This is a genomic window from Methylobacterium sp. DB0501 (assembly GCF_011043735.1).
Classification (GTDB): Bacteria; Pseudomonadota; Alphaproteobacteria; order Rhizobiales; family Beijerinckiaceae; genus Methylobacterium; species Methylobacterium alsaeris.
Genome location: NZ_JAAKGV010000033.1, coordinates 1 through 22914 on the forward strand (window position 1 = coordinate 1; position 22914 = coordinate 22914).

Here is a 22914-nt window from a genome sequence, read left to right on the forward strand (position 1 = left end):
ATGGCGCGTGCGGCCGGCCTGCACCTGATCATGGCGACGCAGCGCCCGTCGGTGGACGTGATCACCGGCACGATCAAGGCGAATTTCCCGACCCGGATCTCGTTCCAGGTGACCTCGAAGATCGACTCGCGGACCATTCTCGGCGAGATGGGCGCCGAGCAGCTCCTGGGCCAGGGCGACATGCTGTTCATGGCCGGCGGCGGCCGGACGACCCGGGTGCACGGGCCGTTCTGCTCGGACGACGAGGTCGAGCAGGTGGTGGCCCATCTCAAGCGCCAGGGCCGCCCGTCCTACCTCGACGCCGTCACGGCGGACGATGAGGTCGAGGAGGCGGCCGCCAGCCCGGACACCCCGGTCATGGACCAGGGCAGCTTCGGCGACCCGGCCGCCGACCTCTACGACCAAGCGGTGGCGGTGGTCCTGCGCGACAAGAAGGCCTCGACGAGCTACATCCAGCGCCGGCTGCAGATCGGCTACAACCGGGCGGCCTCGCTGATGGAGCGGATGGAGCGCGAGGGCATCGTCGGCCCCGCCAACCATGCCGGCAAGCGCGAGATCCTGATCGAGCCTGCGCCGCAGGCGGGAGCCGAGGATTCGTGAGCGGCCCCGCCGTCGCATATTCGCCACAGGGGGCGGCTCTATCGTGGCGCCCGGCCCCTGCGGCACACCAGCCCGTCGGGCAGGCGCGGCGTCGGTCCACCGGCGCGGGCCTGCCTGTCCCCGTCCGCCAACACGGAGAATCCTGCCGATGAACGGCCGTCCTCGCTCCGGCCCGCTCCGCGCGGCGTCCCTCGGCGCCGCGCTCTCGGTCGCCGCCCTCGCGATGCCGGCCGTGCTCGTCGCCTCCCCGGCCGAGGCGCAGGTCTCGTCGTTCCTCGACGGCCTGTTCGGCCGCAAGGATCCGGTCCCCGACGCCGCACCCGAGGCGGTCCCCGCCCCGGCGGCGCCCGCCGGCCCCGGCGCCTCCGCCAAGGCGCCGCTGCCGCCGCGTCGGCCCTCCTCCCTCGGCGGGACCAGGAGCGCCGCGCCGGAGCCCGTCGAGACCGCGGCCGTGCCCGCCACCCCCGAGGCGGCACGGCCGGCCCCGCAGGTCGCCGCCGCCACCACCGCGGCCGCCGTCGATCCGGCCAACCCGGCTTCGGTGATCGAGCGCGCCAATGCCTATTTCAACACCGTGTCGACCCTGACCGGCAACTTCGTCCAGATCGGCGCCGACGGGCGCAAGATCGGCGGTAAGCTCTATCTCGCCAAGCCCGGCCGCCTGCGCTTCGACTACGACCAGCCTTCCTCCCTGGAGGTGATCGCCGACGGCACCTCGGTGGCCGTGCGCGACCGCAAGCTCGCGACCCAGGACCTCTACTTCATCTCGCAGACGCCGCTGAAATTCCTGCTGCGCGACAAGATCGACCTCGCCCGCGACCTCACCGTCACCGACGTAGCGGCCGAGCCCGGCGGCATCCGCATCGTGCTCGACGATCGCTCGACGCTCGGCGGCACCTCGCGCATCGCGCTCTACTTCGACGACTCGATGAAGACCTTGAGCCAGTGGCGGATCACCGACCCGCAGGGCTACCAGACCACCGTGCTGCTCTCCAACCTCCAGCGTGGCCGCGCCGTCGACGGCATGATGTTCGTTATCAATTACGGACGGGCGGTCGACAAGGAGCTGGAGGCCAGGATGCAGCAGGCCCGCCCCAACTGATTCTCTTTCGAGTTCGCGAGTACCCGACCGTTGCACCTCACCGTCAGCACCTGGAACATCAACTCGGTCCGCCTGCGCATCGACCTCGTGCGCCGCTTCCTCGACGAGGCGAAGCCCGACGTGCTCTGCCTCCAGGAGACCAAGTGCCCGGACGACCGCTTCCCGCTCAAGGAATTGCAGGGCTTCGGCTACCCGCACGTCGTCTTCGCCGGGCAGAAGGGCTATAACGGCGTCGCGATCCTCTCGCGCCTGCCCCTGGTGACGCGCGAGGTGATGAGCTTCTGCGAGCGCCAGGACGCGCGCCACATCTCGGCTCTGCTCGGGCCCGAGGCGGGTGCCGCCGCCGGCATCGCGATCCACGACTTCTACGTCCCGGCCGGCGGCGACGTGCCCGACCCCAAGCTCAACGACAAGTTCGCCCACAAGCTCTCGTTCATGGACGAGCTGCGCGCCTGGGGCGGACGCCGCCCGTCGGGCCCGGCGATCCTCGTCGGCGACCTCAACGTGGCGCCGCTCGAGCACGACGTCTGGTCGCACAGGCAGCTCCTCGACGTGGTGAGCCACACCCCGATCGAGACCGAGCGCCTGGAATCCCTGCGCGGCGAAGCCGGCTGGATCGACACGATGCGCCACCTGCGCCCGCCGCCGGAGAAGATCTACACCTGGTGGAGCTACCGCTCCCCCGACTGGGCCGCCGCCGACAAGGGCCGGCGCCTCGACCACATCTGGGTCACGCCGGACCTCGCCGGCACCGTGAAGTCGGTCACCGTCGCGCGCCATACCCGCGCCTGGGAGAAGCCGTCCGACCACGTGCCGGTCACGGTCGAGCTGGAGCTTTAACCGCGCTTCCGCTGCGACACGCGGGCCGCGCAACCCGGGCTGCCCCTTCCCTGTTAGCTCAGATCGGGGCCATCGGGCCTCGTTGACGAGGGAGGGCGTGTCCGCGCGATGACGACAGCGTTCCGGCCCGAGCGGATCTTCCTGGTCACCAGCCTGGTGCTGACCGTGGCGGCGGCGGTGGCGCTCTACGTCCTGCAGGCGACCACGCTCACCATCGCGGTGGCGCCCCGGGACGGCACCGAGCCGGCGCTGATGCGCGCCTATGCGGAGGCCCTGAAGAGCACCCACAAGGGTGTGCGCCTCAAGATCCTGCCCTTCGACGACGTGCGCGAGAGCGCCAAGGCGCTCGAGCAGGGCAAGGCCGACCTCGCGGTGGTGCGGCCGGACGTCGACCTGCCGGCCAACGGCCTGACGCTGGCGATCCTGCGCGACCAGGCGATGCTGATCGCCTCGCCGGCGCCCTCGGGCATCACGACCTTTCCCGCCCTCGCCCGCAAGCGCCTCGGCATCGTGGCCCATCGCGACGCGGATCTGTGGCTGCTCAAGAGCCTGATGAGCTATTACGGCCTGACCCTGCAGGAGAATGCCGCCGCGACCGGGCCGGTCCCCGCCGGGCAGGTGCGGCTGGTGCCGATGGCCGAGGAGGACCTGGCCGCGGCCTTCGCGCAGAAGCGCATCGACGCGGTGGTGGCGGTGATCGCCCCGGCCGCCCCGATGGCGCTGCGCCTCGTCGGGATCGTCCAGGCGGCGAGCCGGGCCCGCAAGGTCGATTTCGTCGGGGTCGAGGACGGGCCGGCGATCATCGAGCGCCTGCCCCGGCTCCAGGCGGTGACGGTACCGGCCGGCCTGTTCGGCGGCAGCCCGAAGGTGCCGGAGGAGGAGGTGAAGACCGTCGGCGCCTCGTACCGGCTGATGGCCCGGGCCTCGATGAGCCGCACCGTGGCGGCGGACGTGACCCAGCATCTGTTCGAGCTGCGCTCGCGCCTCTCGGACGCGACGCCGGCGGCCGATTACATCGCGGCGCCCGCCTACGAGACCACCGCCGAGGCGACGAGCGCCCGGCTGCCGATCCATCCCGGCGCGATCGATTATTTCGAGCGCGAGCAGCAGGGCTTCATCGAGCGCTACGGCGACTGGATCTACCTGCTGGCGGTGCTCGGCGGCGGCTTCGGCTCGGCGCTGGCCTGGCTGCGCCAGCGCCTGCGCCGCCTGCGGCGCGAGCGCATCGACGTGGTGATGGACCGCCTGCTCGAGGTCCTGGCCGAGGCCCGGAAGGCCGATCCCGCCGGCCTCGACGCCCTGACCGGCGAGGTCGATGCGCTCGCCGCGGATGTGGTCCGCTACACCCGCGAGCGCGAGACCGACACCCGCACCATGGCGGCGGTGATGATCGCGATCGAGACCGCCCGTTCCACCATCGCGGATTGCCGCCGGCTGGTGGGCCAGGCGGAGCCGCCCCGCCGCCAGGCCTTCCGGCTCAGCGCCGCCGAGTAGTTGCCGGGACGCTCAGCGGACCATCGCCAGCGGCGCGCCGGACTTGGACAGGGCGCCGTCCATCGCACCGCCGGCCGGGCGCAGGCGTGCCGCGACCGTGCCGCCGGGCTGGTAGAGATAGACCTCGCCGTCGCGATAATCCCAGGCGGTGACCTTGGCGAGATCCTTGTTGGCGCAGCCGGTCGAGGATGCCTTATAGAGATCGAGGGCCGGGGTGCTCGCCAGGTTGACGCGGCAGCTCGCGCCGGTCGCGTCCTTGGCGGTCCAGCCGCCGACGACGGCCGAGCGCCCGCCGCCGGACACCACCGGGGGCGCCGGCGGCGGCGCGATCGCGGCCTGCTGCTGCACCGGGGCTGGGCTCGCCTCCGCCATGATCGGGCCGGACGGGTTGGCGACGACCGGGCCGGGCGCGGCGGCGGCGCCCGGGGGCGGCGCCAGCGGCGCCGAGGTCACCGGGCCGGAGGACAGGCCGGGGCCGAGATCGGGTTCCTCCGGCAGCGGCCGGGCACTGCGCGGCGCCGGCCGCGCGGAGGCGTTGAGCCCGGAGTCGAAGCGCGACGAGGAGCAGGCGCCGGCGCTCGCGGCGAGGGCCAGGGCGGCGACGGTGCAGAGGATCTGACGCGGCATCGAGGGGTCCTGCGAGGGCCTTTGGGCGGGCGGCGTATGTCGGGGATCGGTGATCCCCGGGAAATACGATCCCGCGAAGGCGTGCGCAGGGGGTTCCCCAATGACAAAGGCGCCCGAAGGCGCCTTTTCGAGCGGGTGTGGCCGACAGGACCCAGTCGGCCGTACCGCAGGTGCGTTCGAGGTGGATCAGACCTCGCGGGCCACCATCATCTTCTTGATCTCGGCGATGGCCTTGGCCGGGTTCAGGCCCTTCGGGCAGGTATTGGCGCAGTTCATGATGGTGTGGCAGCGGTAGAGCCGGAACGGGTCGTGCAACCCGTCGAGGCGCTCGCCGGTATGCTCGTCGCGGCTGTCGATCAGCCAGCGATAGGCCTGGAGCAGGGCCGCCGGGCCGAGGAAGCGGTCGCCGTTCCACCAGTAGCTCGGGCACGAGGTGGTGCAGCAGGCGCACAGGATGCACTCGTAGAGCCCGTCGAGCCGCGCGCGGTCCTCCGGGGTCTGCTGCCACTCCTTCTCGGGCGAGGGCGTCTCGGTCTGGAGCCAGGGCTCGATCGCCGCGTGCTGGGCGAAGAACGAGGTCAGGTCCGGCACCAGATCCTTCAGCACCGGCATGTGCGGCAGCGGATAGATCTTGACCTGGGCAGACTTGCAGTCGTCGATGCCGAGCGTGCAGGCCAGCGTGTTCTGCCCCATGATGTTCATGGCGCAGGAGCCGCAGATGCCCTCGCGGCACGAGCGCCGGAAGGTCAGGGTCGCATCGACCTTGTTCTTGATCCACAGCAGCGCGTCGAGGACCATCGGGCCGCAATCGTCGCGATCGACGTAGTAGGTGTCGATCCGCGGATTGGCGCCGTCATCCTGGTTCCAGCGGTAGATGCGGAACTCCTGGACGTTCTTGGCCCCGGCCGGCTTCGGCCAGGTCTTGCCCTCGGTGTACTGGGAGTTCTTGGGGAGGTTGAACTGGGCCATCTGTCTATGCCTGATCGGTGCGGTCGAGCCCGAGGGGACGAAGGCGTACCCGTCCGGTCTCGATGGTGAGGAGGGCTCCGGCGAGCAGGTCCGCCCGCGCCCCGTCGATCGCGCGCGCGACGAGGGTGCCGACGCGCCCGGGCAGCGTGGATCCCGTGCGGAGCTGGATGACGCTCGGCGCGGTCGCGTCCGACCGCGCCAGGGCGATCCCGAAATCGAGATCGGCCGTCATGACGGCGCGGCCGGAAGCCCGCGCCCAATCGATGATGTCGGTGTCGGGAGCGTCCTCCACGCCGACACTCGACCGGTGGACAGTGTCGTGTCCCAGCGTCTGAAGGTATGGAACCCAGTCGGGCGTGAGGTTCATGTCGACCACGATCCTCACGCCGCGGGCTCGAGAGCGATCTCGCGCTCCTGCGCCATCCAGGCCGCGTAGCGGAGGGCCTCCAGCACGTCTTCGCGCTCGAGATAGGGATAGGCCGCGAGCAACTCGTCGATGCCGACGCCCTCGCCGAGATTCCCCAGGATCATCGCGACCGTCACCCGCTTGCCGCGGATGCAGGCCTTCCCGGCCATGACGGCCGGGTCGCGGGTGATCCGGGGGAACTCGGTCATCGATCCCTCCACGTCGGCGCTGTGGCCGGCCTCAGTACACGCGGGCCTTCGGCTCGATATACGCGATGTCGTTCGACATCGTGTAGGTGTGGACCGGCCGGTAATCGATCGCGACCTTGCGGGCGTCGGGGTCGAGCCAGGCCAGGGTGTGCTTCATCCACTGCTTGTCGTCGCGGTCCGGGAAGTCCTCGCGGGCATGCGCGCCGCGGGATTCGGTCCGGTTGGCGGCCGATTCCATGGTGACGACGGCCTGGCCAATCAGGTTGTCGAATTCCAGGGTCTCCAACAGGTCGGTGTTCCAGACCAGCGAGCGGTCGGTCACCTTCACGTCCTCGGCGCCGGCCCAGACCTTGTGGATCAGGCCCTTGCCCTCCTCCAGCACCTCGCCGGTGCGGAACACGGCGCAGTTGTTCTGCATTGTCTTCTGCATCTCGAGGCGCAGCTCCGCCGTCGGCGTGCCGCCATTGGCGTAGCGGAAGCGGTCGAGGCGACCGAGTGCCTTGTCGGCGGAATCCTTCGGCAGTTCCGGCAGGCGGCCGCCCTTCTCCACCGTCTCGGCGCAGCGCAGGCCCGCGGCGCGGCCGAACACCACGAGATCGATGAGCGAGTTCGAGCCCAGCCGGTTGGCGCCGTGGACAGAGACGCAGGCCGCCTCGCCGATCGCCATCAGGCCCGGCACCACGTGATCCGGGTTGCCGTCCTTCAGGGTCAGCACCTCGCCGTGATAGTTCGTCGGGATGCCGCCCATGTTGTAGTGGACGGTCGGGATGACCGGGATCGGCTCCTTGGTCACATCGACGCCGGCGAAGATCTTCGCGCTCTCCGAGATGCCGGGCAGGCGCTCGTGCAGGATCTTCGGGTCGAGGTGGTCGAGGTGGAGGAAGATGTGGTCCTTGTTCTTGCCCACGCCGCGACCGGCGCGGATCTCCATGGTCATGGAGCGCGAGACCACGTCGCGGGAAGCCAGGTCCTTGGCCGAGGGGGCGTAGCGCTCCATGAAGCGCTCACCCTCGGAATTCGTCAGGTAGCCGCCCTCGCCGCGCGACCCTTCCGTGATGAGGCAGCCGGCGCCGTAGATGCCGGTCGGATGGAACTGAACGAACTCCATGTCCTCGAGCGCGAGGCCCGCCCGCAGCACCATGGCGTTGCCGTCGCCGGTGCAGGTATGGGCCGAGGTCGCCGAGAAATAGGCCCGGCCGTAGCCACCGGTGGCCAGCACCGTCATGCCGGCGCGGAAGCGGTGGATCTCGCCGGTGGCCTGGTCGATGGCGATGACGCCGCGGCAGCGCCCCTCCTCGTCCATGATCAGGTCGAGGGCGAAATACTCGATGAAGAAGTTGGTCTGCGCCTTCACGGCCTGGCCGTAGAGGGTGTGCAGCATGGCGTGGCCGGTGCGGTCGGCCGCCGCGCAGGTGCGCTGGGCGGTGCCCTTGCCGTAATCGGTGGTCATGCCGCCGAACGGGCGCTGGTAGATCTTGCCCTCGGCGGTGCGCGAGAACGGCACGCCCCAATGCTCCAGCTCGTAGACCGCGGCCGGCGCGTTGCGCACCAGGTATTCGATCGCGTCCTGGTCGCCGAGCCAGTCCGACCCCTTCACGGTGTCGTACATGTGCCAGCGCCAGTCGTCCGGGCCCATGTTGCCGAGGGAGGCCGAGATGCCGCCCTGCGCCGCCACGGTGTGCGAGCGGGTCGGAAAGACCTTGGTGATGCAGGCGGTGCGCAAGCCGGCCTGCGAGCAGCCGACGGTGGCGCGCAGGCCCGCGCCGCCGGCGCCGACGATCACCACGTCGAAGGTGTGGTCGATGATGGTGTACGCCTTGCCGTTCTGGGCCGGCGCGGCGGAAGCGGTGGAGGCCATGGGCGAGGTTCCCGTTCTGGCGTTACGCGAAGGCCCGCAGGCTCACGCGCACGATGGCGTAGAGGCAGGCGACCGCGACGACGACGCAGTAGAAGTTGTTGGCGATGACCGCGGCGATGCGCAGGCCCTTGTCGTGGACGTAGTCCTCGATGACGATCTGCAGGCCCATCCGCATGTGGTTGGTGACCGAGAGGACGCCGAGGATCAGCAGGATCGCCACCAGCGGATGCGACACCAGGGCGACCGCCTCAGGATAGGGCCGGCCGGCCATCAGGGCGACGATCACCACGAAGGCGAGGACGAGGGGCACGTTGGACACCGCGGTGACGCGGTGCATCCACCACTCGCGGGTGCCGTGATGCGCCGCGCCCAGGCCGCTGACGCGGGCCCGCGCGGTGCGGATCGAGGGACGGATGTCGGGGCGGTTGTCGGCCATCGGTTCGTCGTCCTTGTCAGCGCGCCACCAGGGCGACGAGCCAGATCAGCACCGTCAGGGCGACCGAGCCGATCAGGGTGAAGCGGGCCATCGCGATGCGGGTGCCGGGCTCCATGCCGCGGCCGAAATCCCACACCAGGTGGCGGATGCCGCCGAGCATGTGGTGCAGCAGGATCCAGGTATAGACGAACAGGATCAGCCGCCCGAGGATCGAGCCGAAGAACCACGCGACCGGGCCGTAGGCGCCCGGGCCGGCGGCGAGCGCCACGAGCCACAAGGCGAGCAACGCCGTGCCGCCGTAGAGCGCCACGCCGGTGATGCGGTGGGCCACCGACATCGCCATGGTCCAGGTCCAGCGGTAGATCTGGAGATGGGGCGAGAGCGGTCGGACGACCGGTCTGCCGGCGGGGTTCGTGGGCCTTGCGGTGTCCGCCATCGTGATCCTCGGATTCCCTGGTCTGTACCGGCTCTAAACTGGGTCACCTACCGGCTCCGCCGTGCGCGTGCAACGTGGCCGCTGGTCCAGGCAAGTGACAGACGCGTCGCTCTGTTTCCTTGGAACGCGTCCAATTCGCAATGCGGTTCTCGTTGACCCAGGCTTCGTCAACCGCGAAGGATCCTCGCGCCCCTGGTCATCGCGGGGCGGCGCGATCTACCTTCGCGGCCGGCGAAACGATCGGTCGAGGACAGGATGTCCGGCCGCCCGTCGTCGACTGCGCGGGAGGCGCCGCCATGCATTTCGATCTCGTCGACCTCAGCCTGTTCCGCCACGTGGTCGAGGCGGGCTCGATCACCCACGGGGCCGCCCGGGCGAACCTGGCGCTCGCCGCGGCGAGCCACCGCATCCGCAGCATGGAAGCCTCGCTCGGCGCCGCCCTGCTCACCCGGGCGCGGCTCGGCGTCACCCCGACGCCGGCCGGGCGCACCCTGCTGGCCCATGCCCGGCAGATCCTCGGCAACGTCGAGCGGCTGCAGGGGGACCTCGCCGCCTTCGCGGGCGGCGCGGCGGGACAGATCCGGGTGCTCTCCAACACCAACGCGCTGACCGAGTTCCTGCCCGAGGTGCTCTCGGCCTATCTCGCCGAGCATCCGGGGGTGAGCGTCGACATCGAGGAGCGGTTGTCGGACGAGATCGTCGGCCTCGTCGCCGAGGGCGCGGCGGATCTCGGCCTCGTCGCCGGCACGGTGGAGACCGGCAGCCTCGCGACCTATCCGTTCCGCCGCGACCGCTTCGTGCTGGTGGTGGCGGCGGATCATCCCCTGGCGGCACGCCCCTCGGTGACCTTCGCGGAGGTGCTGGGCCACGACCTCGTCGGGCTCGACCGGGCGAGCGCGCTGACCCGCTTCCTCGCCGGAAAGGCCGGGCGCAGCGGCCAGCCCCTGCGCCTGCGCGTGCAGCTGCGCGGCTTCGACGCGGTCTGCCGCCTCGTCGAGTGCCGGGTCGGCCTCGGCATCGTGCCGGAGACGACCGCGCGCCGGGCCGCCCGCACCATGGCGATCGCCACCGTGGCGCTGGAGGATCCGTGGGCGGTCCGCGACCTGACGATCTGCCTGCGCGATCTCGCCGCCCTGCCCCCCTTCGCCCAGGACTTCATCGCCCACCTGCGGGCGCCCGGGGAGTGAGGGGCGCCCGCTTCCCTTGCTCCGCGGCCCTCAGGCCAACGGCCCGGCGCGCCAGCCCCCGTCGTGGGGCCCTGCACACCCGGCCGATCCTCGGGTAAGAGTGCGACATCCCGAGCCGATCGACGAGGCGACGACCCCATCCCATGCACGATCCCGCGCACCCGCCCGAGCCCGCCTCACTGGTCGATGCCGAGGCGCATTCCGCCGGCTTCCGGCAGGTGCGCGAGGCGCGCCGGCTCGAGCTGGTCGAGGATTACGTCGAGCTGATCGCCGACCTGATCGGTGACGGCGGCGAGGCGCGGCAGGTCGACATCGCGGCCCGCCTCGGCGTCGCGCAGCCGACGGTGGCCAAGATGCTCAAGCGCCTGGCCGAGGACGGCCTGGTGCAGCAGCGGCCCTATCGCGGCGTGTTCCTCACCGAGGCCGGCCGCACCCTCGCCGCGGAGGCGCGGGAGCGCCACCGCATCGTCGAGTCGTTCCTGCTCGCCCTCGGCGTGAGCCCGGACGTGGCGCGCTGCGACGCCGAGGGCATCGAGCACCACGTCAGCCGCGAGACGCTCGAGGCGTTCCGCCGCTTCACCGCCGCCCGGACCACGGCCTGAGCGGCGGGACGCGTCGAGCTCGTCAGGCCGCCCGGACGCTCTTCAGGAAGGCATCCGTCTGCGCGCTCAGATCGCGCGAGCGGTCCGAGACGTCGGACGAGGCGGCGATCACCCGCTCGGCGGTCTTGCCGGTCTCCTCGGCGGAGGCCGACACGCTGGCGGTGCCGCTCATCACCTCGCCGGCCCCGGAGGCGGCCTGCGAGACGTTTCGGACGATCTCCTGAGTCGCGGCGTTCTGCTCCTCGACCGCCGCGGCGATCGCCGTGGTCACGCTGCTGATCTCGCGGATCCGCGCCCCGAAGCCGCCGATCGCCGACACCGCCTGTGCCGTCGAGTCCTGGATCCGGGTGATCTGCGAGGAGATCTCCTCGGTCGCCTTGGCGGTCTGGTTGGCGAGTTCCTTGACCTCCGCGGCGACGACCGCGAAGCCCCGCCCCGCCTCGCCGGCCCGCGCCGCCTCGATCGTGGCGTTCAGCGCCAGCAGGTTGGTCTGCCCGGCGATCGACGAGATCAGGCTCACCACGTCGCCGATCTTGCTCACCGCGCCACTCAGCTCCTGCACCAGGCGCGCGGTTCCGTCGGCCTCGACCACCGCCGCCTCGGCCAGGGCCGCCGAGCCCTGGACCTGGCGGCCGATCTCGGTGACGGAGCTGCCCAGCTCCTCCGAGGCCGCCGCCACCGTACCGATATTGGTCGAGGTGTGCATGGCCGAACTCGCCACCGCGTTCGAGCGGGCGCTGGTCTGGTCGGCGGTCCCGGCCATCGCGGCGGCGGCCGTCTGCATCTCGGCGGCGGCCTTCGACAGGCTCTCGAACAGGGCCGAGGAATCTCGGGCGAAGCCCGCGACCATCGCGTCGATCCGCTTGGCCCGCGCCTCGTCGTTGAGCTTGATCTCCATCTCTTCCTGGATGTCGACCAGCGAACCGCAGATCCGCAGCGGGACGCCGTTCGCGTCGTAGGCCGCGCCGCCGGTGGCCCGGAACCAGCGCGGCTTCCCGTCCGGCATCACGATCCGGTACTTGACGTCGTAGGCGCCCTGGTTCTTGACGTCTTTGATCGCCGCCGCGAAGGCAGTCATGATGCGGTCGAGGTCTTCCGGGTAGATCCGGCTCGACCAGGATTCGAGCTTGTCCGGATATGACTCGGCCGTCGTGTAGCCGACCACGCGGCGGAATTCCGGCGTCCAGGTGACCCGGGTCTTCGGATGCGTGAGGTCTCCCTGGTGTGGGATGACCTCCCACAACCCGACGCCGGCGCGCGTCGCAAGCAGTTCGAGGAATCCATCCTTGCGGGAGAAGCGCGTCAGCATAGGGTCACCGGTCGTCCTGTTCCGCGACCTGTATACGAGAGGACGGTAAAGGCGCCGTTACGTCACCGCACCGGCGCCTTGGCCAGGCGCACCCGGCCGCCCGGGCTGGGCCGGCGTCAGCGCGGCATCAGGGCCCAGTAATCGAGGTCGAGGATCACCGCCGGGTCGTAGCCGTCGCCGGTCCTGTCCGGATGGGCGCCGCAAGCCTGATTCTTGGTCGCGACCGTGCGCAGGCGAAGCGCCCCGACGTCGCGACGCCCCGGCAGGTCGGCCACCGCCAGCACCTCGCTCCAGGCATAGACCGTGTCGCCGGAGAACAAGGGCGCGACGTGGCGCCCGGCATTGATGCCGGCGATCGAGAAGGCGTTGCCCAGCCCGTTGAAGCTGAGGGCCCGGGCGAGCGAGATGACGTGGCCGCCATAGATCAGCCGCTTGCCGAAGCGGGTGTCCTTGGCGGCGTAGCCGTCGAAATGGACCTTGGCGGTGTTCTGGAACAGCCGGGTGGCGATCTGGTGCTCGGCCTCCTCGACGGTCATGCCGTCGACGTGGTCGATGCGCTCGCCCACCGTGTAGTCGCCGAAGCGGTGCGGGCTGCCGGCGAGGCCGAGGTCGTAGCCTTGCGCGTCCAGGGGCGGCAGGCCGGCGGCCAGGTCCTCCGGCGCCACCGCCTTGGCCAGCGCCGGCACCGCCTCGTCCGTGATCGTCGCCTCGGGGTCGCGCTTGCGCACCAGCACCCAGCGGCAATAGCTGAGCACCGCCTCCCCTGCGGCGTCGTACCCCGTGGAGCGGACATAGACCACGCCGGTCTGCCGGTTCGAGCTCTCCTTGAGGCCGATCACCTCCGAGACCGAGTTCAGCGTCTCGCCCGGATAGACCGGCCGCAGGAACCGCCCCTCGGCGTAGCCGAGATTGGCGACCGCGTTGAGCGAGATGTCCGGCACGGTCTTGCCGAAGACGACGTGGAACACCAGCAGGTCGTCGAGGGGCGCCCGTGCGTAGCCGAAGGCCGCCGCGAAGGCATCGGAGGATTGCACCGCGAAGCGCGGGCCGTAGAGCGCGGTGTAGAGCGCCACGTCGCCGACGGTCACGGTGCGCGGCGTAGCGTGGCGAATGGTTTCCCCGAGGCGGAAATCCTCGAAGAAACGGCCCGGATTCGTCTTCATCGTCGCCCCTCTGCGAAGAGTCTTCGCCTCTCGTGCGAGAGCCTGCCGGGCGAAGGCGCCGGGCAGGCTCCGGATCGTGTCGGGCCGGGAGCGGGCTTTGCCGTCCGGCCGGTGCATCGCGGGAGAGATGAGGGGCAGCCCCGCCGGCCGGTCAAGCCCTACCGGCGGGTGGGCCGCCGATCAGGCTCGCGAGCCTGTCCGCCAGGGCCGGCCCGTCGCCGGCGACGCGGAACAGCTTGATCCGGGCGGTCGCCCCGGTGGCGAGGGTCACTGCCGAGGCCGGCAGCCCGAGGGCGCGCCGCAGCACGTCCCGGACCGCCGCGTTGGCGGCGCCGTCCTCCGGCGCCGCCCGTACCCGCACCTTCAGCACGGGCAATCCGTCGTCCCGGGTCTCGACGCCGTCGAGCCCGTCGCGCCCGCCCCGCGGGGTGGCCCGGACCCGGACCTCGATCCCCGAAGGCGTGACCCGCCAGGGCGCGGCTTTCGCCACCCCGATCACGCCATGCCGGCGAAGATCTCGAACATCAGGTTGCGCAGGAAGAACAGGCCGAGGACCAGGATGATCGGCGAGATGTCGATGCCGCCGAGGTTCGGCAGGATGCGCCGGATCGGCCGCAGGGCCGGCTCGGTCACCCGGAACAGGAACTCCCCGATCTGCGACACGATCGGGTTGCGCACGTTGACCACGTTGAAGGCCACGAGCCAGCTCAGCACGGCACTGGCGATGAGCAGGTACACGTAGAGCGTGATGATGTTGTCGATGAGCCAGAGAATCGAGCGCATGCGCGGTCCGTGCGAGCCCGGGGCGCCCGGCGCGCAGTCGCGACGCGGCGAGGCCACCAAGGGAATTGACAGGCTGAGAAAGGGCGGCCTAAAAGGCACCCGCCTCGGACGGGGCTGTAGCTCAGATGGGAGAGCGCCGCAATCGCACTGCGGAGGTCAGGGGTTCGAATCCCCTCAGCTCCACCAGGCCTGCCTCGCGTGGTTAACGCAGGGTTGGTCGGGTGGCGGGGCAGGTGGCACGGAGCCACCGGGTAAGACAGGTCGCGTCAAGCGACACGATCGATACCCGCTTTCGGCGGGGCTGTAGCTCAGATGGGAGAGCGCCGCAATCGCACTGCGGAGGTCAGGGGTTCGAATCCCCTCAGCTCCACCAAATCTTCCGGTTGGTGGCAGTTTTACTGAGATATGATTTGACCGGGCATCGGCGAAGGCCAGGCCTTGGCGTCCATGCGTCCGGTCATGACCGGCGCGCGGGACGCGGCCGCCTCGCCCGATGCCGTCGGCTGCTTCGAGGTGCCGGGCCGCCCTCCGCCGCGTGCGAAGACGAGCATCCCGCACCGCGTAAGAGAACGCCTCCGCCACGCTCGATCCGCTCCACCGGCATGACGGCCCTGCCCGCGAGTTGCGACGGCGGCCCTTCGACCGCTGCACGTCTATCGCAGTTCCCCTTCAACGCCTTCGAGCCCCTCGGCGAGGAGCCGGTGCCCGGGCCCGTGGGCCCGGACTCAGGCGCCTGGAACGATCAGATGTCTGCGGCCCCGGTCACCAACGGCAAAGACCTCGTCATCGGGACGGGCCGCGCGCGGGGCGCGCCCCGAGATTGAGCTTGACCTGCGCGCCCCTGATAGGGGATCGATTGCCGTTCCTTAGGGACAGGGCGGCATTCGATCACCAGACCCGACGTCGCCCGGGCCGACCGCGCCCTCCCGGGTGAGCGGCCCCTCGGTCGGGGAAGGCACATCATGGATTACCAGTACGTCGACGGCCGGCTCCAGATCCGCCGGACCGAAGAGGAAAAAAAGCCGATCCTCCAGCGCCTCAAGCGCATCGAGGGGCAGGTGCGCGGCCTCCAGGCCATGGTCCAGGAGGACCGCTACTGCCTCGACGAGGTGCAGCAGATGAACGCCATCACGGCGGCGGTGCGCGAGGCGGTGCTGCAGCTCATCAGCACCCATCTCGACGCCTCCGTCGCCTACGCGGTGCGCGCCGAGGATCATGACGGCGCCGTCGAGGAGATGGTGCGGGTGCTGCGCGCGGCCCTCCGGCAGACCTGACGGTTCGGGCTGACGGTGGTCGGAGGGAGCGGGACCCCGCGCTGTCCGGTCGCCCTGGCGGTGCCGGGACCCGGGCTTATCTAGGCCCCATGTCCGCTGCGCGCGACTCCGCGCGCCTCCTCGCACGAGCCTTGCCCTCCATGTCCGCCTCCGACAGCGAAGCCAATCGCTTCTCCGCCCGCGCCGCCCGCTACGCCAAGGTCGGCGCCAATGTGGGCGGTGTCGCCGCCCGGATGGCCGGTGCGCGGCTTCTCGGCCGCAAGGGCGAGGACATGTCGAGCGCCGCGGCCCTCGCCCAGGCGCTCGGCGGCCTCAAGGGCCCGATCATGAAGGTGGCGCAGCTTCTGGCCACGGTGCCGGACCTGCTGCCGCCCGAATACGCCTCCGAGCTGCAGAAGCTGCAATCCGAGGCGCCGCCGATGGGGGCCGCCTTCGTCAAGCGCCGCATGGCTGCCGAACTCGGGCCCCAGTGGCAGGGCCGCTTCGGCAAGTTCGAGCTGCGCCCGGCCGCCGCCGCCTCCCTCGGCCAGGTCCATCGGGCCGAGGCGCTGGACGGCACGCCGCTCGCCTGCAAGCTGCAATATCCGGACATGCAATCCGCCGTCGAGGCGGACCTGAAGCAGCTCGAGCTCGCCTTCGCCCTGCACCGGCGCATCAGCTCGGTCATCGACACCCGCGAGATCGCCAAGGAAATCGGCGACCGGGTGCGGGAGGAGCTGGACTATACCCGTGAGGCCAAGCACGCCGCGCTCTACGCCGAGATCCTGGGCGGCGTCGAGACGGTGCGGGTGCCGCTCGTCCATCCCGACCTGTCGACGAGGCGCCTGCTGACCCAGGGCTGGCTCGAGGGTGAGAAGATCCTGAACTTCACCGCCGGACCGCTGGAGGTGCGCAACCGCCTCGCCCACGCGATGTTCCAGGCCTGGTGGCATCCCTTCAGCCGCGCCGCGGTGATCCACGGCGACCCCCATCTCGGCAACTACACGGTGTTCTCGGAAGACGACGAGCCGCAAGGCATCAACCTGCTCGACTACGGCTGCATCCGCATCTTCCATCCCCGCTTCGTCGGCGGCGTGGTCGACCTCTACAAGGGCCTGCTCCACGGCGACGAGGCGCGCATCGTGCATGCCTACGAGAGCTGGGGTTTCCGCAATCTCACCCGCGAGCTCGTCGACATCCTCAACATCTGGGCGCGCTTCATCTACGGCCCGCTGCTCGAGGACCGGGTCCGCACGGTGGCGGACGGCGTCAAGCCGGGCGAGTACGGCCGGCGCCAGGCCTTCGAGGTCCATCGCGCCCTCAAGGAACGCGGGCCCGTGACCGTGCCGCGCGAATTCGTGTTCATGGACCGGGCGGCGGTGGGCTTGGGCGCGGTGTTCCTGCACCTGCGCTCCGAGCTGAACTATCACCGGTTGTTCGAGGCGCAGATCGACAGCTTCTCCCTCGACGATCTCGCCGCGCGCCAGCACGCCGCCCTGGAGAAGGCCGGCCTGCCGCAGCCGGCCTGACGGCAGGAGCCCCACGGCGCGGTGCACCGTCCTGATCCGACAAGCGGCGCGGTGCGCCGCCCGGGATCTAGAAAGAGGCGCGGTGCACCGCCATGCACCCTCGAATCGGAAAAAGGTGCGGATCCGCACCTTCGGCCTTCGCGCCGCGGCAGCCCCGGATCATGGTCCGGGCCGCCTTCTGCGCCGAAGACACGAGTTCCCGCAACGATTTGCGGTTCGCCCGGGCACGACCGCTCCCCACGCTCGGCCCGCATATCGGCTGATTGCCGGGACCTTGGGCATGCGCTAAAGCCCGGCCAACGAGCACAAGACGGGGTCTACCGCATCATGGCCAACATCGATCACGCCACCGACTCCGCCTACAGCCCGGAGATGGACGGCCCGACCCACGAGGCCACCTATCGGGGCTTCGTCACCTTCGTCGAGATCGCCACCGGCGTCGTGATCTGCTGGGTGCTGTCGCTCGCCGTCGGCGGCGTGCGCGAGGCCTGGGTCACCGCCATCGTCGGCGTGGTGCTCGGCGGCCTCGCCGGTGCCATCGGTGCCCTCTCCCCCGGGATCGGCTGGCGCGCCCCCGCGGCCGTGGCGGTGCTGCTCGCCCTGCTGCTCGCATTCTACTAGGGGGCGGGCGGCCTGCCCGCCCTTTCCTCGTCGCGCATATAAATTGTGCGTGACTTAATCGTTAAAGATTTGTAACTGAAGCCGTTCCCTCGCGCGAGGGGACGGCTTTACAGTTGTGGGGCAGGCGTGGCCTTGTACATGCCGACCCATAGGGGGGATCGGCGCACCGCGCCGGGTATCGACCAAAGGAAGTCTGAATGCGGATCGCGGTCCTATCCGAGACCGATCCGGCGGAGCCGCGGGTCGCGGCGGTCCCGGAAACGGTGAAGAAGTACAAGGCTCTGGGGGCAGAGGTGACGGTGCAGTCCGGTGCGGGCCTGAAGGCCGGCGTGCCGGATGCGGAGTACGAGGCCGCCGGCGCCTCGATCGCGCCCGACGCCAAGGCCGCGGCCGAGGGCGCGGACATCGTCCTCAAGGTGCGCCGCCCCGCCGCCGACGAGCTGCCGGCGCTCAAGCGCGGCGCGATCGTCGTCGCCATCATGGACCCCTACGGCCACGAGGCCGAGGTCAAGGCGATGGCCGATGCCGGCGTCGCGGCGATCGCCATGGAGCTGATGCCCCGCATCACCCGCGCCCAGGTGATGGACGTGCTCTCGAGCCAGGCCAACCTCGCCGGCTACCGCGCGGTGGTGGACGGCGCCGCCGTCTACGGCCGAGCGCTGCCGATGATGATGACCGCGGCCGGCACCGTGCCGGCCGCCCGCATCTTCGTGATGGGCGCCGGCGTCGCCGGCCTGCAGGCCATCGCGACCGCCCGCCGCCTCGGCGCGGTGGTGACCGCCACCGACGTGCGCCCCGCCGCCAAGGAGCAGGTCGAGTCGCTCGGCGCCAAGTTCGTCGCCGTCGAGGACGAGGAGTTCAAGCAGGCCGAGACCGCCGGCGGCTACGCCAAGGAGATGTCGGCCGAGTACCGCAAGAAACAGGCGGAACTCGTGGCGAGCCACATCGCCAAGCAGGACATCGTCGTCACCACCGCGCTGATCCCAGGCAGGCCGGCGCCGAAGCTCGTCACCGCCGACATGGTGGCGGCGATGCGGCCGGGCTCGGTCCTGGTCGACCTCGCGGTCGAGCGCGGCGGCAACGTCGAGGGCGTCAAGGCCGACGAGGTCGTCGAGACCGAGAACGGCGTGAAGATCGTCGGCTACGCCAACGTGCCGGGCCGTCTCGCCGCCACCTCGTCGAGCCTCTACGCCCGCAACCTCTACGCCTTCGTCGAGACGCTCGTCGACAAGGCCGCGAAGGCGCTGGCGGTGAAGTGGGACGACGAGCTCGTCAAGGCGACCTGCCTGACCCGCGACGGCGCCGTCGTCCACCCGAACTTCCAGCCCAAGGCGGCCTAAGGCCGCTCGCCCGCAATCGGAGGAGACCTCATGGCTACCCTTCCCCCCGACCAGGCGGCCGAGCAGGCGCGTGCCGCCGCCGCCGCCGCCCGCAACGCGGCCGACATCGCCGCCCGCGCCGCCGACCAGGCGGCGATCATCGCCGACAGCGTCGGCCACGGCGTCGCCGCCGCGACCCACGGCGCCATCGACCCGACGGTGTTCCGCCTCGCGATCTTCGTGCTGGCGATCTTCGTCGGCTACTACGTGGTCTGGTCGGTGACCCCGGCCCTCCACACCCCGCTGATGTCCGTCACCAACGCGATCTCCTCGGTGATCGTGGTCGGCGCGCTCCTCGCCGTCGGCGTCCCGCTGATCGAGAAGGGCACCGGCTGGGCCCGCTTCTTCGGGTTCATCGGCCTGGTCTTCGCCAGCGTGAACATCTTCGGCGGCTTCCTCGTCACCCAGCGCATGCTCAGCATGTACAAGAAGAAGGCCTGAGGCGATGTCGGAGAACGTCTCCTCGCTCCTCTACCTCGTCTCCGGCGTCCTGTTCATCCTGGCGCTGCGGGGCCTGTCCCACCCGACCACCTCCCGGCAGGGCAACCTGTACGGCATGATCGGCATGGGCATCGCCATCCTGACGACGCTGGTCGGCCATGCGCCGTCCGGCGTCGGGGCATGGTTCCTGGTGCTGCTCGGCCTCGGCATCGGCGGCGGCGCCGGTGCGGTGATCGCCAAGCGCGTGCCGATGACGGCGATGCCGCAGCTGGTCGCGGCCTTCCACTCCCTCGTCGGCCTCGCGGCCGTCGCGGTGGCGGCCGGCGCCCTCTACGCGCCGCAGGCCTTCGGCATCATCGAGAACGGCGCCATCCACAAGCAGTCGCTGTTCGAGATGGGTCTCGGCGTCGCCATCGGCGCCATCACCTTCACCGGGTCGGTGATCGCGTTCCTGAAGCTCGACGGCCGCATGTCGGGCAAGCCGATCATGCTGCCGCAGCGCCACCTCATCAACATCGTGCTGGCCGTGGTGCTGGTCGCGTTGCTGATCGGCTTCATCGGCGGCGGCAGCAAGGCGCTGTTCTGGCTGATCGTGATCCTGTCCTTCGTGCTCGGCGGCCTCCTGATCATCCCGATCGGCGGCGCGGACATGCCGGTCGTGGTCTCGATGCTCAACTCGTATTCGGGCTGGGCGGCCGCTGGCATCGGCTTCACGCTGGGCAACCTCGCGCTGATCATCACCGGCGCGCTGGTCGGCTCGTCGGGCGCGATCCTGTCCTACATCATGTGCCACGCGATGAACCGCTCGTTCATCTCGGTGATCCTCGGCGGCTTCGGCGGCGACGCCGCGGCGGCCTCCGGTGGCGGCCAGGTCGAGACCCGGCCGGTCAAGCAAGGCTCGGCCGACGACGCGGCCTTCATCATGAAGAACGCCGAGAAGGTCATCATCGTGCCGGGCTACGGCATGGCGGTGGCGCAGGCCCAGCACAGCCTTCGCGAGATGGCCGACCAGCTCAAGAAGGCCGGCGTCGACGTCAAGTACGCCATCCACCCGGTGGCGGGCCGCATGCCGGGCCACATGAACGTGCTCCTCGCCGAGGCCAACGTTCCGTACGACGAGGTGCACGAGCTGGAGGACATCAACGGCGAGTTCCCGCAGGCCGACGTGGCCTTCGTGATCGGCGCCAACGACGTCACCAACCCGGCCGCCAAGACCGATCCGCAATCGCCGATCTACGGCATGCCGATCCTCGACGTGGAGCGGGCCAAGACCGTGCTGTTCATCAAGCGCGGCATGGGCTCGGGCTATGCCGGCGTCGAGAACGAGGTGTTCTTCCGCGACAACACCATGATGCTGTTCGGCGACGCCAAGAAGGTGGTCGACGAGATCGTCAAGAACTTCTGACGGTCGGCCCGTCGGGGCCGACGCGCCGGAGCTTCGCTCCGGACCGGGAAAGCGGGGCCTCGTGCTCCGCTTTTCGCGTTTCCGGAGGCTCGCGCGGCTGAACCCTCCCCCCTCTGCGGGGAAGGGTTGGGCGCCCTTCCGCGAGCCCGCGCATCACGCGCCCATAGGTGTCGCCCGGCTGCGGCAGCATCCGCCCGCGAATCCCGCTACACTCCTGTCCGTGTCCACGCTCCTCGACCTGCCCCGCCCGCTTCTCGACGTTCACCGCTCCGCCCTCGGGCGGCCCTGGCACGAGCGCTGCGCCTCGGCGCAGGCGCAGAGCCTCGCGGTCGCCATCGCGCAGGGCCACGGCCTGCCGGAGGTGCTGGCCCGGGTGCTGGCCGGCCGCGGGGTCGACCTGCACGCCGTGCCGGGCTTCCTGGAGCCGCGCCTGCGCGACCTCCTGCCCGACCCCGCCGTGCTGGTCGACATGGAGGCGGCGGCCGACCGGCTCGCACTGGCGATCCAGAGGCGCGAGAAGGTCGCGATCTTCGGCGATTACGACGTCGACGGCGCGGCGAGCGCCGCCCTGCTGGCCAGTGCCCTGCGCGACCTCGGCGTGCCCTACCGGCTCCACATCCCCGACCGCATCACGGAAGGCTACGGCCCCAACGTCGCGGCGGTGCGGATGCTCGCCGAGGAAGGCGCCACCCTCCTCGTCACCGTCGATTGCGGCACCGCCGGCCACGAGCCGCTCGCCGAGGCCGGCCGCCTCGGGATGGACGTGGTGGTGCTCGACCATCACGGCGCACCCGAGGTGCTGCCCCAGGCCCGTGCGGTGGTGAACCCGAACCGCCTCGACGACCTGTCGGGCCTCGGCCATCTCTGCGCCGCCGGCGTGGTCTTCCTCACGCTGGTGGCGCTCAACCGGCGCCTGCGCCGGGACGGCCTCGCCATCCCCGACCTGATGGCCGGGCTCGACCTCGTGGCGCTCGCCACCATCGCCGACGTGGTGCCGCTCCACGGCCTCAACCGCGCCTTCGTGCGCCAGGGGCTGGCGGTGATGCGCGGGCGCGGCCGGCGGGGCCTCGCCGCCCTCCTCGACGCGGCCGGCCTCGGGGAAGCGCCGCAGGCCTGGCATCTCGGCTTCCTGCTCGGCCCCCGCATCAATGCCGGCGGGCGCATCGGCGATTCGACGCTGGGCGCCCGCCTGCTGCTCTGCGAGGACCCGATCGAGGCCGCCGGCATCGCCGCGCAGCTCGATGCGCTCAACCGGGAGCGCCAGGCGATCGAGGCCGCCGCCGTGGCCGAGGCCGAGGCCGAGATGGGGATGCGCCTCGAGCGCGATCCCAACCAGCCGGTCCTCGTCGCCGGCAGCCCGGACTGGCATCCTGGCATCGTCGGGCTGATCGCGGCGCGGCTCAAGGAGCGCTTCGGCCGCCCGGCCTTCGCCTTCGCGCTGCGCCAGGACGGCACCGCCACCGGCTCGGGCCGCTCGATCCCCGGCGCCGATCTCGGCCGGGCGGTGCGGGCCTGCGTCGAGGCCGGGTTGGCGGCCAAGGGCGGCGGTCACGCCATGGCGGCGGGCGTGACCCTCGCCGCCCTCGACCTCGACCGCTTCCGCGAGGCGCTCTCCGGCGATCTCGCGGCGTCCGTGGCCGAGGCGCGCCTCGGCGAGGCGCTGCTGATCGACGGCCTCGTCTCCGCCGGCGGCGTGCAACCGGACCTGGCCGACGCCGTCGAGCGGGCCGGTCCCTTCGGCCAGGGCGCGCCGGAGCCAGTCTTCGCCCTCGCCCGCCACCGTGTCGCCGATGCGCGGGTCGTCGGGACCGGCCACGTCAAGGCGCAGCTGCGCGGCCGGGACGGCGTCGCGGTCGGTGCCATCGCGTTCCGGGCCGCGGAATCGCCGGTCGGGCGGCTGCTGCTCTCGCATATCGGCCGTGACATCCACGCCGCCGGCACCCTCTCCCGCGACCGCTGGCGCGGCGCCGACCGGGTCGAGCTGCGGCTGTGCGACGTGGCGGAGGCCGGCTGAGCGACCGCGTGCGATCGTCGACTTTGTCGCCCGAACCGGGTCTGTATCCGGCTTGACACCCCCCGGCGGCCCCACCATAAGGGCCCCGTCGCCGAGAGGCGGCCCCTGCCGGCGACGGCAGCGTGGGGGAATGTCCCGAGCGGCAAAGGGGGCGGACTGTAAATCCGCTGGCTATGCCTTCGTAGGTTCGAGTCCTACTTCCCCCACCACTTTGTCTTTCAGTTTCGTTCCACGATTTCCGGTGCCGTGAG

The 22914-nt window shown here is 70.9% G+C and carries 24 protein-coding genes and 3 tRNA genes; 16 read left to right on the forward strand and 11 right to left on the reverse strand.

Features of this window, described 5'->3' with window-relative positions; genetic code table 11:
- The 4 genes from G4G93_RS31960 to G4G93_RS31975 form a co-directional block, all read left to right on the forward strand.
- Positions 1–600, forward strand: a 600-nt coding sequence (locus G4G93_RS31960) for a DNA translocase FtsK (RefSeq protein WP_165091232.1), incomplete at its 5' end; no start/stop codon positions are given.
- Between the two features lie 148 nt (positions 601–748).
- Entirely contained in the window at positions 749–1702 is a 954-nt protein-coding gene (locus G4G93_RS31965; RefSeq protein ID WP_165091234.1) for an outer-membrane lipoprotein carrier protein LolA, read from the forward strand.
- A gap of 30 nt (positions 1703–1732) precedes the next feature.
- On the forward strand, positions 1733–2542 hold the full coding sequence (locus tag G4G93_RS31970; RefSeq protein WP_165091237.1) for an exodeoxyribonuclease III: 810 nt from the start codon (positions 1733–1735) through the stop codon (positions 2540–2542).
- A 108-nt stretch (positions 2543–2650) separates the two neighbouring features.
- Complete coding sequence (locus tag G4G93_RS31975) at positions 2651–4036, forward strand: TAXI family TRAP transporter solute-binding subunit (protein WP_165091240.1); 1386 nt, start codon at positions 2651–2653, stop codon at positions 4034–4036.
- A 12-nt stretch (positions 4037–4048) separates the two neighbouring features.
- On the opposite strand, the gene G4G93_RS31980 is transcribed toward G4G93_RS31975, so the two are convergent.
- The 7 genes from G4G93_RS31980 to sdhC form a co-directional block, all read right to left on the reverse strand.
- Entirely contained in the window at positions 4049–4663 is a 615-nt protein-coding gene (locus G4G93_RS31980; protein ID WP_165091242.1) for an AprI/Inh family metalloprotease inhibitor, read from the reverse strand.
- Between the two features lie 186 nt (positions 4664–4849).
- On the reverse strand, positions 4850–5632 hold the full coding sequence (locus tag G4G93_RS31985; protein ID WP_165091245.1) for a succinate dehydrogenase iron-sulfur subunit: 783 nt from the start codon (positions 5630–5632) through the stop codon (positions 4850–4852).
- A 4-nt stretch (positions 5633–5636) separates the two neighbouring features.
- Positions 5637–6017 carry a DUF5615 family PIN-like protein gene (locus G4G93_RS31990; protein WP_165091248.1) on the reverse strand — a complete coding sequence of 127 codons (381 nt, stop codon included), beginning with the start codon at positions 6015–6017 and terminating at the stop codon, positions 5637–5639.
- Positions 6014–6247, reverse strand: coding sequence for a DUF433 domain-containing protein (locus tag G4G93_RS31995; protein WP_048432913.1), 234 nt, complete (start codon positions 6245–6247; stop codon positions 6014–6016). Before G4G93_RS31995 ends, G4G93_RS31990 begins: the two co-directional genes overlap by 4 nt.
- Before the next feature lie 31 nt (positions 6248–6278).
- The gene (gene sdhA, locus G4G93_RS32000) at positions 6279–8105 is read right to left on the reverse strand and encodes a succinate dehydrogenase flavoprotein subunit (protein WP_165091250.1); all 1827 of its coding nucleotides are present in this window, start codon (positions 8103–8105) and stop codon (positions 6279–6281) included.
- 22 nt (positions 8106–8127) lie between these two features.
- Positions 8128–8541 carry a succinate dehydrogenase, hydrophobic membrane anchor protein gene (gene sdhD / locus G4G93_RS32005; protein ID WP_165091252.1) on the reverse strand — a complete coding sequence of 138 codons (414 nt, stop codon included), beginning with the start codon at positions 8539–8541 and terminating at the stop codon, positions 8128–8130.
- A 16-nt stretch (positions 8542–8557) separates the two neighbouring features.
- Positions 8558–8977, reverse strand: coding sequence for a succinate dehydrogenase, cytochrome b556 subunit (sdhC, locus tag G4G93_RS32010; protein WP_165091255.1), 420 nt, complete (start codon positions 8975–8977; stop codon positions 8558–8560).
- 296 nt (positions 8978–9273) lie between these two features.
- Here sdhC and G4G93_RS32015 point away from each other — a divergent pair, with 296 nt between their 5' ends.
- Together G4G93_RS32015 and mntR are read left to right on the forward strand one after the other, a co-directional pair.
- On the forward strand, positions 9274–10164 hold the full coding sequence (locus G4G93_RS32015; protein WP_165091258.1) for a LysR substrate-binding domain-containing protein: 891 nt from the start codon (positions 9274–9276) through the stop codon (positions 10162–10164).
- Between the two features lie 143 nt (positions 10165–10307).
- Positions 10308–10766: a manganese-binding transcriptional regulator MntR gene (mntR, locus tag G4G93_RS32020; protein ID WP_165091261.1), complete on the forward strand. Its 459-nt coding sequence runs from the start codon at positions 10308–10310 to the stop codon at positions 10764–10766.
- A 22-nt stretch (positions 10767–10788) separates the two neighbouring features.
- Here the strand turns inward: mntR and G4G93_RS36650 are convergent, their stop codons facing one another.
- From G4G93_RS36650 to G4G93_RS32040, 4 genes are all read right to left on the reverse strand, one after another.
- Complete coding sequence (locus G4G93_RS36650; protein WP_312892313.1) at positions 10789–12075, reverse strand: methyl-accepting chemotaxis protein; 1287 nt, start codon at positions 12073–12075, stop codon at positions 10789–10791.
- Between the two features lie 116 nt (positions 12076–12191).
- Positions 12192–13355: a MaoC family dehydratase gene (locus G4G93_RS32030; protein WP_395409614.1), complete on the reverse strand. Its 1164-nt coding sequence runs from the start codon at positions 13353–13355 to the stop codon at positions 12192–12194.
- A 34-nt stretch (positions 13356–13389) separates the two neighbouring features.
- Positions 13390–13728, reverse strand: a complete 339-nt coding sequence (locus G4G93_RS32035; RefSeq protein WP_165091266.1) for a DUF167 family protein — start codon at positions 13726–13728, stop codon at positions 13390–13392.
- A 5-nt stretch (positions 13729–13733) separates the two neighbouring features.
- Entirely contained in the window at positions 13734–14021 is a 288-nt protein-coding gene (locus G4G93_RS32040) for a YggT family protein (RefSeq protein ID WP_048452221.1), read from the reverse strand.
- 110 nt (positions 14022–14131) lie between these two features.
- Between G4G93_RS32040 and G4G93_RS32045 the strand changes: the two genes are divergently transcribed.
- From G4G93_RS32045 to G4G93_RS32090, 10 genes are all read left to right on the forward strand, one after another.
- A tRNA-Ala gene (locus tag G4G93_RS32045) sits at positions 14132–14207 on the forward strand.
- Between the two features lie 111 nt (positions 14208–14318).
- Positions 14319–14394 (forward strand) — tRNA-Ala (locus G4G93_RS32050).
- A gap of 589 nt (positions 14395–14983) precedes the next feature.
- Entirely contained in the window at positions 14984–15295 is a 312-nt protein-coding gene (locus G4G93_RS32055; protein WP_165091268.1) for a metal-sensitive transcriptional regulator, read from the forward strand.
- Between the two features lie 140 nt (positions 15296–15435).
- Positions 15436–16803 carry an ABC1 kinase family protein gene (locus tag G4G93_RS32060; protein ID WP_165091271.1) on the forward strand — a complete coding sequence of 456 codons (1368 nt, stop codon included), beginning with the start codon at positions 15436–15438 and terminating at the stop codon, positions 16801–16803.
- Between the two features lie 327 nt (positions 16804–17130).
- Complete coding sequence (locus G4G93_RS32065; protein WP_165091273.1) at positions 17131–17424, forward strand: aa3-type cytochrome c oxidase subunit IV; 294 nt, start codon at positions 17131–17133, stop codon at positions 17422–17424.
- Between the two features lie 197 nt (positions 17425–17621).
- Positions 17622–18764, forward strand: a complete 1143-nt coding sequence (locus tag G4G93_RS32070) for a Re/Si-specific NAD(P)(+) transhydrogenase subunit alpha (protein ID WP_165091276.1) — start codon at positions 17622–17624, stop codon at positions 18762–18764.
- A gap of 30 nt (positions 18765–18794) precedes the next feature.
- On the forward strand, positions 18795–19244 hold the full coding sequence (locus G4G93_RS32075; RefSeq protein WP_048432898.1) for a proton-translocating transhydrogenase family protein: 450 nt from the start codon (positions 18795–18797) through the stop codon (positions 19242–19244).
- A gap of 4 nt (positions 19245–19248) precedes the next feature.
- A complete protein-coding gene (locus G4G93_RS32080; protein WP_165091278.1) occupies positions 19249–20649 on the forward strand; it encodes an NAD(P)(+) transhydrogenase (Re/Si-specific) subunit beta in 1401 nt (466 codons plus the stop codon).
- 220 nt (positions 20650–20869) lie between these two features.
- Entirely contained in the window at positions 20870–22663 is a 1794-nt protein-coding gene (gene recJ / locus G4G93_RS32085; protein WP_165091279.1) for a single-stranded-DNA-specific exonuclease RecJ, read from the forward strand.
- Between the two features lie 124 nt (positions 22664–22787).
- Positions 22788–22872: transfer RNA gene (locus G4G93_RS32090), tRNA-Tyr, on the forward strand.
- Positions 22873–22914: the final 42 nt, after the last annotated feature.